Genomic DNA, 15,363 nt, shown 5'->3' on the forward strand with positions numbered 1-15,363 from the left:
CCGCGCGTCAGAACGTACTATAATGATGCGCCTCAATGAGCCGGAAACAGAATTCCAGCCGCGTCGCACGCTACGCCAGTATGCTGTCCGCTCTGGGCGCGGAGCCGCGACTGCGCATCGTCCGTCTTCTTCTCTCCGCTCATCCGCAAGGGATGGTCGTCAACGAGATTGCCAGCGAACTCAAAATCCCCAATTCCACGCTCTCCCACTATCTGGAGAAATTGAAGATCAATCACCTCGTGAACGTGCGCCGCGAAGGTACCTTTCTCTGGTATAGCGCCAATGATGAGCTGTTGCAGGAACTGGTGGCGTTTCTCTATGAAGAATGCTGCACGCGCGGCGTGGCTTGCTCACCCGCTGCCCGTGGGCGCGCACCCGGGCTTCCTCGTAATCTTGCAAAAATAATGCTCAAGCATTCTCGTCGTGGGAGGAAATCAATCTCATGAAAACCCGTCGCGCGATAATTTTCACTGCAACGAAGCTAGAGCCTAAAGCGCATTGACCTGCTGAACTGTTCTTCTCGAGATCCATGCGCCGCTGTCACTTTCGCAAGTTAATCATTCAAGTACTTAATATATTCCGTTAATGCCATAGTGCTACGCTTCGGCAACAATCGGAGTTACAATTGAAATTATGGGGATAAGCGTTTGGTTACGAACTTGGCGGCGGAGTCCGCTGCTGACGGGCCAGTTTGCGCTCACCATCGCCATTGGCATGGGCGCGGCCTCAGCGCTCACGAGCCTGATGCTTGCGCTGGGCTATCAGCCGCTCCCGTATCGCAATCCCGAACAGCTTGTGGAAGTTCGGGAGCGCACCGAATCCGGGAATCTCTTGGCGATCTCCGGGCCAGACTTGACGGACTTCGCCGACGCCACCCGCAACGTCTTTGCCTCACTCGGTGGCTTTTGGATTCCAAAACTTTGGCTGCTTGACCACAGAGGCTCAACAGAGATTCGTGTGTGCGGGGTCCAGTCAAGTGTGTTCAGCGATTTGGGCATGCACCCCGTTCTGGGGCGCGGCATCCGCCCGGATGATGAACCTCTGACCGGCACTGCGACTTCACCAGTCTGGATCAGCTATCGGCTCCGGCAGACTCGCTACAGCGGCAGTCGTTCGGTGGTCGGCACGACGATCGGGATTGCAGATAACGCGGCAGGAAGTGGCGAAATGAGCATGCGCATAGCCGGTGTCCTTCCGCCCGGCGTGAGCATTCCGCTCCCATTCACGGAAGATGTGACTGACCTGTGGTACCTCCTGCCACGGGACAATTGGATGGCCCGCTCACGGGGATCTACTGTCTTGTTTGGGGTCGGTCGCCTCCGTCCCGGCGTCAGTGCAGAGCAAGCGCAGGCGGCGCTAGCCGTCGTAGCCCAGCATCTGGGACAACAATACAGCTTTGATCGAGGTAGGCTCGTGGTCGTGCAGACCCTCGAAGAGATAGCGCAAGGTCCAGCGCGCAAGACCATGGGCTTGCTCGCCCTCGGCGTCGGGTTCGTTTTCCTGCTCGGCTGCGTCAATCTCGCCATTCTGATGGGCGCGGAGGGCAGACGCCGGCGGCGCGAGATCGCTATCCGCGCCATCCTGGGTGCGAAACGTTCGCGGCTGTGGCGCGAAGTTGCAGCGGAAAAATGCCTGCTCACTCTGCTGTCGCTGGGGCTGGGCGTGGCATTTGCATTTGAACTCCTGCGCGTGCTAACCCAGATGATGCCCGCCGCAGGCCTCGGCCCGCCGCTGCTCCAACCGCCGCCGCTGAACTTGATCGTTTTGCTCGGCTTCGGGCTATTCGCTCTGCTCGCCGCGCTGGTCTGGTCGGCGTTGCTGGTCTCTGCAGCGGATGGACCCGGCTCATCGCGCGCGCTGGCCGCGAGCAGTGGTCTCGGTTACACCGGGCTTAGCGATTCCAGCCCTGGCGCGGGCCGCTGGCGGCTCGCGCTCCTTGCTGCGCAGGCAGGAATCGGAATTTGCTTGCTGGCCGCTGCGGCCTTGACGGCAAGAACGTATGCCGCGCAATCCGTCGCCAATCTCGGGCCGGACCCACGCCATACCGTGCTGCTGTCATACAACACGCGCGACAACATCCTGCTTTCCGACGCCGAGTCAGACGCCTTCAACCAGGAAGTTCTCTCGCGGCTGGAGCGCCTGCCCGGTACTCAGGCGATCGCGCAGGCAGAAGTGTTTCCGCCATGGGGCATTCCTGCTTCCTTCATGAGGCAGGGCGATGCCGTCGGTACAGAGCGTGAAGCCGCCGAGCCTACATCCGTTTCGCCGGGCTACTTCCGCACCCTCGGGATTCCCATCCTTTTCGGCCGCGGGTTTGACGACACCGACATCAGAGGCGGCGAGCCGGTGGCCATCATCAGCCTCGAAATGGCCAGGAAAAACTGGAACTCGCCAGAACAGGCAGTGGGTTCGTGGCTCGCTTTTGCGCCAAAATATAAGACGCATTACAAGGTCGTCGGCGTCGCCGCTGACTTTACTGGCTTCTGGTCTCAGCAGCCGGAACCGACGATTTATTTCCCCGAGGCGCAGTGGGACTGTTGCAGCGCCGTGATTTTGCGGACAACAGCCTCGCCGCGCTCTGTCGCCGTCCTCGCTCCGCAAGTGCTGGCCGGAATGCCCATCGCAGCGACAATTTCCGATGTTTCCACCATGCAAGCACGCTGGCAAGCAACTCTAACGCGTCCTCTCGCGCGCATGGCCGGCATGCTTCTGCTCGCTTTGCTCGGGCTCGCGCTGAGCGTCCAGGGCGTGTACGCCGTTGCTGCCGCAACCGTCGCGGCGCGAAGACACGAACTCGCTGTGCGCTCGGCCCTCGGCGCGCTCCCAGGTCGTCTCGCTTGGAATGTCACTCGCGAGTTGCTTCTCGCCGTTATCGCTGGCGTCGCGCTCGGCGCGGTGGCGTCGCTCGATTTGCGGCCAGTGATGCAGCACTGGCTTGGCCCCGTCGCCGTATGGCAGGCGGAGCCAATCGCCATTGGCATCGTTCTGCTCGTGCTGGCCGCAGCCGTGGGCTGCTACATTCCCGCGCGAGCCGCCGCCCGCGCCAATCCCGTCGAAATCCTCCGCCAGGGCTGAAGCTCGCATCGAAAAGGTTCAAAAACACGACCTGACGCAAGGTTCACGCTCGCCTTGGCTCTTCCGGCGCGCACGCATGCGCAACCAACGTCGCTGCGTTTCGCCATGTGCGTCATGTGAATTCCCTTCCTTTGGCGCGCGTTTAGAGCGCGAAGGCTCGGCCTTCGCATCTTTGCGCGCCTTTCAGCCTCAGCTCGCAAGTAATCGTTCCTCTCCTGCCGCCGAGCGCGGAAAAACCGTGAAGATGGTCACCTATCCCGGCTCGCCGCATTTTCCGCCGCGCTGGGATCAGCGAAAAGATATTTTCGATCAGATTCGCGCGTGGCTCGCAAAAAAAATCCGTAGTTAACTGATTTTTCTTTTCGCCTTTTAATTTTTCGCCGCGCGATAAATCTGAATCGGGTTGCCGGTTTTTATTTTTATCGCGCGCGGATTTTTTTTCGAACTCATTTTTCTTCCGCGGGCGTCGCCGTCGCAGGGCCGTCACCGACAATTTCCAGCACGCATTCTTGATCTTTCGCGCCATCATAATGCGGTTGCTTCGCGAAGTGCGTGACAAAACTTCCTGCGGGCATCGCCACCGTGCGATTCGGATCGAATTTCGTTCCCGTGCCGATCCACCACGTTCCGGAAATCACCGTGATGTAGCGATTATTCGGATGCCAGTGCGGATGGCTCATGTGATGCGGCGTCCACTTCACGAGCATGATGTAGAGTCCGGGCTTCGACGGATCGCCAAGCAGCACCGCCGTCTTCGCGCCCATCGCATCCGAAGTCCAGTGAATCTGGTTCGGCAATTCGTAAGTGAGCGTCCGAGGATTCAGCAAATTTTCTTGCGGCAATTTTTGTTTTCGCGGCGGACCCGGTAAAGGATTTTGCTTCGCCGCTTGCACTTGATCCGCGGCGGGCTGCGCGGCGCGCGATGCAGCGGTTGATTTGCTGAGTGGCGGAAAGAAAATTGTTGAAGCAGCGGCGAAAAGCAGGATGGCTACGCGATACAAAGTTCGAAAGCCGGGCATGTGAGGCCCTCCTTTGAAAATTGAGTGATGGTACTAAAACCGGCCAATTGGGCCAAATTGTCTTTTTTCGGGCCATTTTTTGTCCCTGAATTGGACTGGAAGAGCAGGCATTGAATTTTCGTGTTTGGCATGATTTTCGCGATGCGAAGATGCTTTTCAGAGCCACAGGATTGGGTATCCCACAAATTTGCACGAAATGCGAAAAGGAGCGAATTCGTGCATTTCGAAAGAGACAATTTTCGAAAAAATGGCCGAATTCGGATTGCACAATTTTGGTGCAATTTGTCACTCTGACTGGGGAACGGGCGCGTGATTGTTGGGGCAAAGTTCGGGACTTGGGGGAGCTGACTACCTTCGGCGGATGAAACGCCGAAAAGGAGGAAGTCCCCCACGGAATTTGGATTGCACAATATTGGTGCAATTTGACCTCTTATTTGCGGGGCGCGTCCTTCACGCCGGCCCAGCGCAGAGCTTCATGGCGATCCGCGAAGGCGTTCATCTGGACGATTTTGCCGCGGCGCACGGTATAAACGTCGGCGATTTTGGCTTCGTGCCAGTCGTTACCGCCCTTGGGGCGAAATCTGACGAAGACAAAAACTACGATACGGTTGCCGGCCAGGATAAGACGCACCGGTTTACTGGTACCTTGCGTCCAGCCGGAGCGCGATTGGCTCAGGTAGCCTTTCACGGCATCGCGTCCGTGATACGTGCCTCCGCCGGGGAACGTCGCAGGCTCAGTCCAGTCGATATTCGGATCAAGAGAGGCCACGGCGGCGTCGAAGTCACCGCGGTTGAAGGCCGCATAGGCGCCGCGGATTGCCAAGATTGCTTTGTTCATCTCCTGGGATGTTTCGGCGCGACTCGTTTCGGCTTGACGCGAGTACGCGAGCTGGGCAAAAGCCAGACCAATGCAGACGATCGTGATTGACGGCAGGAGGATCCGCGTGCGCTGTTCCCGTGTCCTGCCAACGGCTGACCACAGATCGCGCGGAGACGATGAGTCACTCATATCTCAGGGTGACTGCGGGATCGACGCGAAGGGCGCGGCGCGAAGGAATATAGCTTGCGACGAGACATACAACCAATAACAGAATGGCGGATACAATAAATGTGATCGGGTCGCTAGGCGAAATTCCGTAAAGCCAGCTACGGATCAGGCGTGTGAGGACTAGCGCAGCAATGACTCCGATCGTAACTCCCGAGAGGCACGTGATAGAGGCGTCCCAGAGAACTGTTTTGAGCACGTGTTTCTTTTGGGCACCGAGGGCTACACGAATGCCGATTTCGCGGGTTCGCCGGGTGACGCTGAGAGCAGCGGCGCCGAAAATGCCAACGATGGTCAGCATTAGCGCCAGGAGCGAGAAAGCAGCAAACAAAAAAGTAAGAAACTTCGGGCGGGCGAAAAACGATTCTTCCACGGCTTGCTCGACGGGTTTAGCATCAAGCAAGGCGAAACCCTGATCCGTTTGCCTGATCTTTTCTCGCAACGCCGACACGAGCGCGGCGTGGGAAGCATCGCTGCGCACGAATAGGCTGGCAAAGGCCCAGTTCTGCTGCCACAAGCAGGTATAGATTTCCGGGCCTGCGGGCAATCTAAAGCCGGTCATTTTGGTGTCAGGGACAACCCCAACGATCTCGGCGTCCACTTTTTTGAGCAGCGGGTCATACGTGAAATATGTAATGCGCTTGCCCACAGGATTGCTCCCGCTGAAAAAGATATGGGCCAGAGTCTGGTTCACTACGACAACGGGTTCGGTATTAAGAGCGTCTGCGTTCGAGAAATAACGTCCGCGCACCAGGGGAATATGCATCAAGCTAAAAAATTCCGGCGTCACGCCCCACCAATATGCCGTGGGCAGGCTGTCGGCCGGACCCGAGGGCGACGCGCTTGTGGAAAAAGGCAACTCGGCAACACCCTTAAAATCTACCTGACTGAACGCGGCGAGCTGGATTACGGGCAGTGTTTTCACGTTGTCGAGCAACTGCTGCTCGAAGGCCTTGCTGCGAGCCGCGTCGGGATTTTGATAGTTGGCCGACAAAAGAGAAACCATGGCGACATTGTGAGGATCGAAACCAAGATTCTCGTGGAGAACGAGCCAGAGGCTGCGTCCCATCAAGCTGGCTGCGACTAGCAATAGCATGGCTGCACCGATCTGGACGATGAGGAGCCATTTTTGTGCGTTGAATCCGCGGCCAGTTCGAAGATTGGAACATGAGCCAACACGACTTTTCAGGTCGGAATTCGGATCGGAGCGGGAGCAGACGACAGCGGTGAGCAGGCCGCAAAAAACAGTGCAGAGCAAGACAGCCAGCACGGCAAACAGGAAGACCCATCTGTCAATGCCTGCGTGTTGGAACCACGGGGCGTATGCCGGCGGCGCCAAAAATTTGAAGACATCCAAGAGGCCGATGGAAATGGGAATGGCCAAAACCGCTCCCGAGAAGGAGAGAAGCAAACTTTCGATCAGAAAGTGGCCGGCGATCTTGCGGCGCGGCGCGCCGAGCACAGACCGAATAGCCATTTCACGCCTCCGGGCGAGGCCGCGCGCGAGTGTGAGGCCAGAAACGTTTACACAGGCGACCAAAAGCAGGAGTGCAGCACCTCCGAAGAGCGGCCAGAGGATGCCAGCGATGGGCCCTGCCTGGAGGGATGTCAGGGAATAGAGCTGGCTGTTTTTTAGCAGCGCTTTATCTTGCGGATACTCAGCGGCGAGGCGCTCGAGGATGCCATCGAAGTTCCGCTGCGCTTTCTCGATGGTCACACCGCGTTTGAGGCAACCGATTATTTGAACGCTGTAAGAGTCCTGCGCAGGACCTTTCGGAGTCCACTTGGGACCGCCGTGCTGCTCGAGTTGCGACGGAGTAAGCGCCAAGGGCAGCCAAACGTCCGTATCGCCAGCAAACCAGCGGTCTTTGAATCGGAACCAGCGCGGAAGAACGCCGATTACGATATAGGGTCTGGAGTTCAGAAAGATTGATGATCCAAGGATGCGAGGGTCCGAGTCGAAACTACGCGCCCACACGGCGTAGCTCAACAAAACAATATTCGCTGCTCCCGGTTCATATTCGCGAGGCTCAAAACTACGGCCGAATAGAGGAGCCACACCAAGCATTGAAAAAAATCCCGGCGAAATCGCCTCACTCGTGAGGAACTGAGCCTCGCCTCCCTTTGAGAGCACGTATCTGCCCTGCTCATACATCGCCATTTGTTCGAAAACATTGTTTTGCGACTGGATGTCGCGGAAGTCCGCAGCCATCATGGGTTCGGCAGGTTCTAGCAAACGCCCAGAGTCCCGGTAAGGGAGGGGGTGGAGGAGCACGCCGTTTACGATTGTGAACAGCGCCGTCGCTGAGGCTATTCCGAGGGCAAGGGTGAGGACGGCGGAAACAGTGAAGGCGGCAGAGCGGATGAGGCTACGCACGGAATAATGCATCGGTTTGCGGTTTCATGATAACAAACCGCCCCGGTGAGAAGGGCGGTTTGTTATCTTTGGGTTATCAGCGTGCAGCGCTCAGAATGTGGGCCATTTGCACTCGGCACTTCCCATGAAAGGGGCAGGGCAGTTGCAAAAACTAGGGCAAGAGTAACCGTTGAAATCCCCACAGGGCGTGTTGCAGACATCGAGCTGGATAGGTCCGTTGGATGCAAGCACTACCGCCGATGTTCCTGCCACCACAGCCATCCCCGCGAGAAGCACTGTCCACAATACCGTAACTCTGACTACTCTGCTGTACAACTTTCGCATGTGATTCTCCTTTCCTGCAATTCGCCCGTTCGGGCGTAAGCTCGATGATTCGTAGCCACGCGAGGTCACTGCGCAGCTTCGTTGTTAGTCGCGGACTGAGGCTGTGGCGAGAGGACAGCCTGCTGAATCTCGCTTATTTGCCGCGTGTTGAGCACGCCGGACCATATTCCTTCCACCTTTCGATCCGAGCCGACCAATATAGTTTGAGGTGTGTAACGGAATCGATATGAAAGAATGCTGCTCGCGTCCGGAAGGAGCGTCATTTCAATCGCTGTCATGCCGATTTGGGTGAGAAACTGACTCGTTAAGCCCTCATTCTGCAAACTGATTCCAATAACACGCGCACGCGTGGGATCAATTTTGGCAAGCAGCTTCTGCCATGCCGGCCAATTCAATGTGCAATTTGAACAGGAACGCGCAAAGACCAAAAGCAGGGTCATTGGCTGGCCGGACTCATATTCGATCGTTGCGGGACTTCCCGTCAGACTCGCGCCAGAAAGCGGTGGAACCGTGGCGCCGACGTTAAGGTGAAGGTTCGCTTCGTATGCTTTATTGAGGCCACCCGGCTTGCGGTCTTGTTTGACGAGCGCGACATTCAACCCAATAAGCGCGAACGCCAAAATAACGAAACCTGCGACCACTGGCTTTGGGACATTCATTGCGTCACTCCGCAGTGCGACGAGGGCCCAATAAGCCAAGAAGACTAGTGCGACGCTACCCCCCCCAAGATGTTTATCAATAGTAAACTGTAAAAAAAAGAATTATCGATGAATACATATTTGAGGTTCGGATACAGAGATAGCACGGGCGCGAACGGGTTCGGGATGACAGCAAAAGCAGTGACGAGCGACAAGTGATGAGTGGCGAGCAAACAAGGCGAAAACAAGAATCGACGCGGCAAGAAGCGCCACGACGGGCGCAGCAAGCAGCGCCCCTACGAACTACGAGAAAACGCGACTCGGGAGTCGCGACGGGCGACCCAAGGGTCGCCCCTACGAAAATATGCGGCGGGCGCAGCAAGCAGCGCCCCTACGAAATCAACGCCAACAACAAATCCCCAAGTAGCCACCTGTGCGAGATGGCGGACGGGTCAGGAGGCGAGGCGTTTTTCGATGCGGCGGTCGGGGATGAGCCAGATGATGGCGACGACGGAGTAGCAAATCGCGGAGAGTGCGGGATGAAGGAAGGCGAGCGGGATGGCCACGACGTAAATGGCGATGGAGATTTTGCCCTTCGCGTCGCGGCCGATAGAGGTGGCGAGAGTGGAGGATTTTCCGTGAAGGGCGATGAGCGTGCGCGTGAGAATGAAGTAGGCGATGGCGGCGAGCAAGAGGACGATTCCGTAGAGAGCGACGGGGCGGGAGCTGAAATTGTTGTCGCCCATCCAGGCGGTGGTGAAAGGCACAAGCGAAAGCCAGAAGAGAAGATGGAAATTGGCCCAGAGCGTCGCGCCATTGACGCGCTCAACAGCGTGGAGGAGGTGATGATGGTTGTTCCAGTAGATGGCGAGGATGACGAAGCTGAGAACGTAGCTTGAAAAAACGGGGATGACGGGACGGAGAGCGTCGAAAGAGGCGCCGCGCGGGGATTTCATCTCCAGAACCATGATGGTGATGATGACGGCGAGAACGCCGTCGCTGAAGGCTTCGAGACGGTTTTTGGTCATGAGCACCTCCGGCAGATGGTACCTATCTAAATGAAAAGCGGCAGCGGTGGCAAGAGAGTTTGAAGAAGATGGCAGATATTCGGAGCCAGCCGCAGCGAGCGAAACGGGGGTTTCCGTAGACACGAAGAAAGCGGCCCGATGAGTACAATCGGGCCCTACAAAAACGAAGACGCGGGCGGGTTCGGGATGACAGCAAAAGCAGTGACGAGCGACAAGTGATGAGTGGCGAGCAAACAAGGCGGTTGCGCAGGAAACTTGAATCGTAAACTCGAAAAGAGAAGTGGTTATATCATCTGGCGCTAACTGGTCATTGCAGAAATCCACTCTATCCTGCATGTTGGTTCCTTGCCGCGCTTCTGACGCCTGGGAAGAAGACTGAATTGTGACAGAAATGCGAGTGGAGGATGAATGTGACCAAACGCAGTGAACTTCGCCGATTGCCGGATCGCGGATCGCATGACGCCAGCACCATTCATGCGATTCTGGATGCTGGATTTTTTGCTCATGTCGGATTTGCTGTGAATGGGCAACCATTTGTGATTCCCACTCTCTATGGGCGCTGCGGGGAAAAGCTCTACATGCATGGCTCGGCGGCGAGCCGGATGCTGCGAGAACTTGAACGAGGCGCGCCTGCGTGCGTCGCGGTGACGATCGTCGATGGACTGGTTCTGGCGCGATCGGCGTTTCATCACTCCATGAACTATCGCTCCGTGGTGGCCTTTGGAACGGCGCGGAAGATCCAAGATAAAGAGCGGATCCTGCAAGCATTGCGCGTGATTTCAGAACACATGATCGCCGGACGATGGGCGGATGTGCGCGGACCCAGTGAAAAGGAACTGAAAGCCACGATGGTTCTCGAATTTTCGATCGAGGAAGCGTCGACGAAGATTCGCAAGGGGCCACCGATCGACGAGGAAGAAGACTACGCTCTGCCGTTCTGGGCAGGGATCGTCTCGATTTCCCTTAGCGCGGGAAAGCCGGAGGCCGATCCGAAAATGCGGGCACGGAATGACATACCAACATACATCCGAGACTACGAAGCACGGCTGAGAAACGATCGAAGCTAGGATATTGCGCGAGAAGGCGTTTCACTGCGTTGGTGTGCCCTGAACCGGCAGCAACGGGCGGATGTTAATAGATCGAGCCGGAGGGCTGGGAGGAGTGGATGACGCCGGAGGCGACGGAGAGAGAGTAGGCGAGGCCGTCGCCGGACCAGGAAGCGAGAGAGAATTTTTGGCCGGCGATGAGTTTGCGGACGCGAATGTCCGCGAACGTGAGCGGGACACCAGCGCGGCAAATGGCGGGACGCAGCGCGGAAGAGAAAAGGTAAACGGCGCCGGAACCGGCGGCGACGGCGCTGCCATTGGGATCGAGAAGAAGCGCGGTGTGCTGGCCGATGCCGATGGCGCGGATGCGCGGCGCGCCGGAGGCGAGGATGCGGGCCATGAAAACGATGGTGCGGCCGAGGCGGTCGCGCGCGTGGAAGTGAGAATCAGTGATGACGCCGCGCAGCGCGGGAATAACTAGGAAATTGTGAGCGATGACGACTTGCGGATGGAACGGATTGGCGAGCGCGGCGGCGGAAGTGAGATTGGGGCCACGGGGCTTGTCGTTTTGCGAGGTGTAAGCGAATTCGCCAAGAACGGCGAGGCCGGCGCTGGTGCCTCCCATGGGAACGCCGCGGCGAATGGCGGCGTTGAGTTCGCGCTGAACGGGCGTGCCGCGCCAGAAGTTGATGTAATTGGCTTGATCGCCGCCAGCGATGAAGATTGCCGAGGCGGAGCGAATGGTCTGCGCGACGAAAGGATTTTCGGCACCATCGCGGCTGGGAATGATGAGCGTGGCGATGGAATTTTCGCGGCAGAGATTCTGGATGTAGGGATTGTAAGCGTCGGTGCCACTGGCGCGTACGACGAGAAAATCGCCGCCCGCGGAGCGCTGACAAAGCCATTGAAATGCCTGGTCGAGATCTTCGCCGCCGCCAATGAGGGCATAACCAGCGCGCGGAGATACGTGAATATTTATCGGATTGCCGATGCGAATGTATTTGTAAGGCGCGCCGGAAGCTGCGGCGGGACACGGCGCGGAGAGAATTACGACGAAGAGAGCCGCTCCGACGAAAAGAGTCGCTGCGAGGCGAGTGAATTTGGATTGAGTCATCCGGCGGCCTCGTAGGCGCGGCAGAGATTCTGAATATTCATCTCAGGCGGACCGGGCTTTGGGTTTGTTTTTGCGCAGGCCGAGAGTCCAGGCCGGCGGATCGCTGGCGGGAAAAGATTCGCGCGAGGCTTCGTCAACGCTATCAAGATTTTCGCCGTTGGCGGCGGTGTCGAAGCGCGAGGAATCGTTTGCGGCGGACGGTCGAGAATCGCGTTGATTTTCTTCGCCGGTTTTTTTTGCGGGCCCTTCTTCTTTGGTCATAACATCACCTTCCACTCGCCGAGCGTCCTCTTATCTTAAATGATGGCGAGGCGCTTGCCGACGCGCTCGAAAATTTCGAGACCACGCGTCAGATCGGCGCGCTTGTGCGTGGCGGTGACAATGGTGCGCAGGCGCGCCTTGCCTTCGGGAACGGTCGGATAGGCGATAGCGAGAGCGATCAAGCCTTCGTTGAAAAGCTCGCGCGAGAATTCGAAGGTCTTGGCGGCGTCGCCGACCATGACGGGCGTGATGGGCGTTTCGCTCTTGCCGGTATCGAAGCCGAGACGCTTCAGGCCGCGCTTGAAAAATTTCGTGTTGCTCCAGAGGCGCTTGACGAGCTTCGCGCCGGCATCGGAATCGAGCAGCTCAAAAGCGGCCTGGCACGTGGCGGTGACGGAGGGCGGATGGGACGTCGAGAAGAGGAACGGGCGGCCGCGATGATAAAGAAATTCGATGAGGTCGCGCGAGCCGCAGACATAGCCGCCGATGGAGCCGATGGCTTTGCTGAGCGTGCCGACCTGAATATCGACGCGGCCGTGGCAGCCGAGATGGTCGACGGTGCCGCGGCCATTGCGTCCGAGGACGCCGGAGGAATGCGCGTCGTCAACCATCATGATGCAATTGTATTTTTCGGCGAGGTCGCAGAGCGCGGGAAGCGGAGCGATGTCGCCATCCATGGAGAAAACGCCATCGGTGATGAGGAGCTTGTGGCCGTTCCAATTTTTCGTTTCTTCGAGGATGCGCTGGCAATCGGCGATGTCCTTATGCTTGAAGACCTTGATGGTGGCTTTGGAGAGGCGGCAGCCGTCGATGATGGAGGCGTGGTTGAGCTCGTCGGAGATGATCAGATCTTCCTTGCCGAGAATGGCAGAGACCGTGCCGGCGTTGGCGGTGAAGCCAGATTGAAAAACGACGCAGGCTTCGGTGCCTTTGAAGCGCGCGATCTGCTCTTCGAGCTGCATGTGGATTTTCATGGTGCCGACGATGCTGCGGACAGCGCCGGAGCCGACGCCGTACTTGCGAATGGCGTCGATGGCGGCGCGGCGGAGCTTCGGATGCGTGGTGAGGCCGAGATAATTATTGGAGCTGAGATTGATGACGTCCTTGCCGTCGATGACGGCGATGGGCTTCTGCTCGCCCTCGAGAATGCGGAGACGGAAATAAAGATGACGCGCTTTGAGGTCATCGAGCGCGTCGCGGAGATATTGAAGCTGAGGACGAGTGGAAGAAGCCGAAGATGGCGTGGCCATGAATCCTCCTATGAAGGAAAAAGAGCTGAGCAGAACAAGGAGACATTATAGGACAGGCGGAAGAGAAGAACGAGGAGACAAAATGGCGCGCGCTCATCAGCGAGTTTGTATTGTCGCGGCCACGGAATGGAAGAGTCCCGAAAGAAAGAGTCACAAGAGCACGTAGAGCGGCAAGGACATCAATTCTTACGGTTACTTGGCGACACCGTTGGGGAAGAAGAGGATTTTGCCGGCCTGGCCGGATTCGAGGAGAGCGAAGGCTTCGGCGAAACGGTCGAGAGGAAGGCGCTCGTTGAAGAGCGGCTCGAGATTCAGGCGGCCGGCCTTGAGAAGCGAAGTCATCTGCTCCCAGGTCTCGAACATTTTGCGGCCGTAGATGCCCTGGACGACGGCGCCTTTGAAAATCACGTCGCTGACAAGATCGAGCGTGACAGGTTCGCTGGGAATGCCGAGGAGCGAGGCACGTCCGCCCTGGCGGAGCATCTGAAAACCCTGACGAATTCCGGCGGGATTGCCGCTCATTTCAAGAAGCACGTCGACGCCGTCGCTGTTTGTGGCTTCGAGAACGCGCGCGACAGGATCGCCCGCGCGAGGATCGAAGACTTCGTCGGCGCCCATTTTTTTGGCAAGCTCGCGGCGATGGGCATTGACTTCCGTGGCGAAAATCGTGGAGCAGCCGCAGGCGCGGGCGACGGCGATGGACATCAGGCCGATGGGGCCGCAGCCGGTGACGACGACAGTCTGACCGGCGATTTCTCCGGCGAGAACGGTATGGACGGCGTTGCCGAGCGGATCGAGGATGGCGGCGTAATGCTCGGGAATCGCCGGATCGATTTTCCAGACGTTGCGCGCGGGAATGCGGACGAATTCGGCGAAGCAGCCATCGGCATCGATGCCAATGATTTTGACGAGGCGGCAGAGATGCGGCTGACCGGCGCGGCAGGCTCGGCAATGGCCGCAATTCACGTGCATTTCGGCGCTGACGAAATCGCCGGGCTTGAGACCGCCGACTTCGCCGCCGACTTTTTCAATGGTGCCGCAGAATTCGTGGCCGAAGGTCATCGGCGGGCGAATGCGCGAGGCAGACCATTTGTCCCAGTGATAAATGTGGAGATCGGTGCCGCAAATCGAGGCGGCGCGAACGCGGATGAGAACGTCGGAAGGGCCAAATGCGGGAATGGAGACGGATTCGAGTTGCGCGCCTTGTTCTGGACGCATCTTGCGCAGGGCTTTCATTGTAAGGGTCGCCTTCGACGGTAAGAATAATTACGCGCGGGATGGAAGTGCTTCGTCAAACAAGTGATGTTAGCACACGCTTCGGGGATGGCAAAAGCGCGAGGACCTCTACGTAGTGACTCAATTTCCGGTTACCCCGCTTACTCAGGAGTTTGGCAGGTGAAAGCTGTCGTCGGATTCGGATCGCCTACACATCTAATCAACGGTCACCCACATGATCGTGCTATCCCAGCGGAACTTTCCATCAACAAACAGGAAATACCCAAACGGCGTCTCGGAAGGGTCCTCTCCGCGTAAGGAACTTGTTTTCCAGGCGGCTAGAAATATCTCGGGGGCTGTAACAAGGTTTGGATAAACTTTTTTCGCGTCTTGCTTCTTTACGGAAAAGTAGCCATCCTGGCGAGCAAACCCGATCATCTGGTTCGTGAGCTGCTCCTCCGATGTCGTGAGATATTTTTCGTACTTGTCCGCAATCTCCAACCCGGACGTCCCAAAATTTGTCAAATACCAGGCCCGAGCATCTGGAATCTCCAAATCCCTTATCATGGCTCGGAGCTGGTCCGACCTGCGCTTTCGCGCCACCTCAAGCATGTCCTTCAGTTCCTGCTTCAGCCCCTGCGCGCTATCAGGATAGGGCGCGTGAACTTTGCTTTCGGGTGTACGAGCGCCTGCGGACGCAGCGCCGAGGCAAAACACACAAGAAGCGGGTGCCCATGCTGTCGTTATCATCAAAAACATAGAGACTGGCATTAGTTTGTAACGAGACATATGAGACGCCTCCGAGCCCGTCATTACCCTTTCGAGGAGGATACACCCGTTTTTCTACGCAACTCCTGGTAAGTCGGATAACCGGAAACCAACCTACTAGGGTCAATCTGAGGTGCTACCGAACTTTAGGCCGATTGGCTGCGAGACTCGGATTTGAGCAGGCTGTCGAGTTCTTCGGGGTG

The 15,363-nt window shown here is 57.6% G+C and carries 13 protein-coding genes; 3 read left to right on the forward strand and 10 right to left on the reverse strand.

Translation table 11 applies throughout. The features are described from left to right. The first annotated feature begins 35 nt into the window (after positions 1-35). Together VGR81_09355 and VGR81_09360 are read left to right on the forward strand one after the other, a co-directional pair. The gene (locus VGR81_09355; protein ID HEV2289146.1) at positions 36-446 is read left to right on the forward strand and encodes a metalloregulator ArsR/SmtB family transcription factor; all 411 of its coding nucleotides are present in this window, start codon (positions 36-38) and stop codon (positions 444-446) included. 187 nt (positions 447-633) lie between these two features. Continuing rightward, positions 634-3,075, forward strand: coding sequence for an ABC transporter permease (locus VGR81_09360; protein ID HEV2289147.1), 2,442 nt, complete (start codon positions 634-636; stop codon positions 3,073-3,075). A 446-nt stretch (positions 3,076-3,521) separates the two neighbouring features. On the opposite strand, the gene VGR81_09365 is transcribed toward VGR81_09360, so the two are convergent. The 5 genes from VGR81_09365 to VGR81_09385 form a co-directional block, all read right to left on the reverse strand. After that, a complete protein-coding gene (locus tag VGR81_09365; protein HEV2289148.1) occupies positions 3,522-4,094 on the reverse strand; it encodes a cupin domain-containing protein in 573 nt (190 codons plus the stop codon). 430 nt (positions 4,095-4,524) lie between these two features. Next, positions 4,525-4,932, reverse strand: coding sequence for a nuclear transport factor 2 family protein (locus VGR81_09370; GenBank protein ID HEV2289149.1), 408 nt, complete (start codon positions 4,930-4,932; stop codon positions 4,525-4,527). Positions 4,933-5,095: 163 nt separating this feature from the next. Beyond that, positions 5,096-7,516 carry an ABC transporter permease gene (locus tag VGR81_09375; protein ID HEV2289150.1) on the reverse strand — a complete coding sequence of 807 codons (2,421 nt, stop codon included), beginning with the start codon at positions 7,514-7,516 and terminating at the stop codon, positions 5,096-5,098. Between the two features lie 389 nt (positions 7,517-7,905). After that, positions 7,906-8,499, reverse strand: a complete 594-nt coding sequence (locus tag VGR81_09380) for a redoxin domain-containing protein (protein ID HEV2289151.1) — start codon at positions 8,497-8,499, stop codon at positions 7,906-7,908. A gap of 431 nt (positions 8,500-8,930) precedes the next feature. Further along, positions 8,931-9,506, reverse strand: a complete 576-nt coding sequence (locus VGR81_09385; GenBank protein HEV2289152.1) for a TMEM175 family protein — start codon at positions 9,504-9,506, stop codon at positions 8,931-8,933. Between the two features lie 410 nt (positions 9,507-9,916). Between VGR81_09385 and VGR81_09390 the strand changes: the two genes are divergently transcribed. Next, positions 9,917-10,573, forward strand: coding sequence for a pyridoxamine 5'-phosphate oxidase family protein (locus VGR81_09390; protein HEV2289153.1), 657 nt, complete (start codon positions 9,917-9,919; stop codon positions 10,571-10,573). A gap of 64 nt (positions 10,574-10,637) precedes the next feature. On the opposite strand, the gene VGR81_09395 is transcribed toward VGR81_09390, so the two are convergent. The 5 genes from VGR81_09395 to VGR81_09415 form a co-directional block, all read right to left on the reverse strand. After that, complete coding sequence (locus VGR81_09395; GenBank protein HEV2289154.1) at positions 10,638-11,666, reverse strand: cyanophycinase; 1,029 nt, start codon at positions 11,664-11,666, stop codon at positions 10,638-10,640. Between the two features lie 42 nt (positions 11,667-11,708). Next, the gene (locus VGR81_09400; GenBank protein HEV2289155.1) at positions 11,709-11,927 is read right to left on the reverse strand and encodes a hypothetical protein; all 219 of its coding nucleotides are present in this window, start codon (positions 11,925-11,927) and stop codon (positions 11,709-11,711) included. 35 nt (positions 11,928-11,962) lie between these two features. Then, positions 11,963-13,177, reverse strand: coding sequence for a glycine C-acetyltransferase (locus VGR81_09405; protein ID HEV2289156.1), 1,215 nt, complete (start codon positions 13,175-13,177; stop codon positions 11,963-11,965). Between the two features lie 192 nt (positions 13,178-13,369). Continuing rightward, complete coding sequence (gene tdh / locus VGR81_09410; GenBank protein HEV2289157.1) at positions 13,370-14,413, reverse strand: L-threonine 3-dehydrogenase; 1,044 nt, start codon at positions 14,411-14,413, stop codon at positions 13,370-13,372. A 195-nt stretch (positions 14,414-14,608) separates the two neighbouring features. Beyond that, positions 14,609-15,181 carry a hypothetical protein gene (locus VGR81_09415; GenBank protein ID HEV2289158.1) on the reverse strand — a complete coding sequence of 191 codons (573 nt, stop codon included), beginning with the start codon at positions 15,179-15,181 and terminating at the stop codon, positions 14,609-14,611. Positions 15,182-15,363: the final 182 nt, after the last annotated feature.

This window comes from Candidatus Acidiferrales bacterium (assembly GCA_035934015.1).
Taxonomy (GTDB): Bacteria; Acidobacteriota; Terriglobia; order Acidiferrales; family UBA7541; genus DAHUXN01.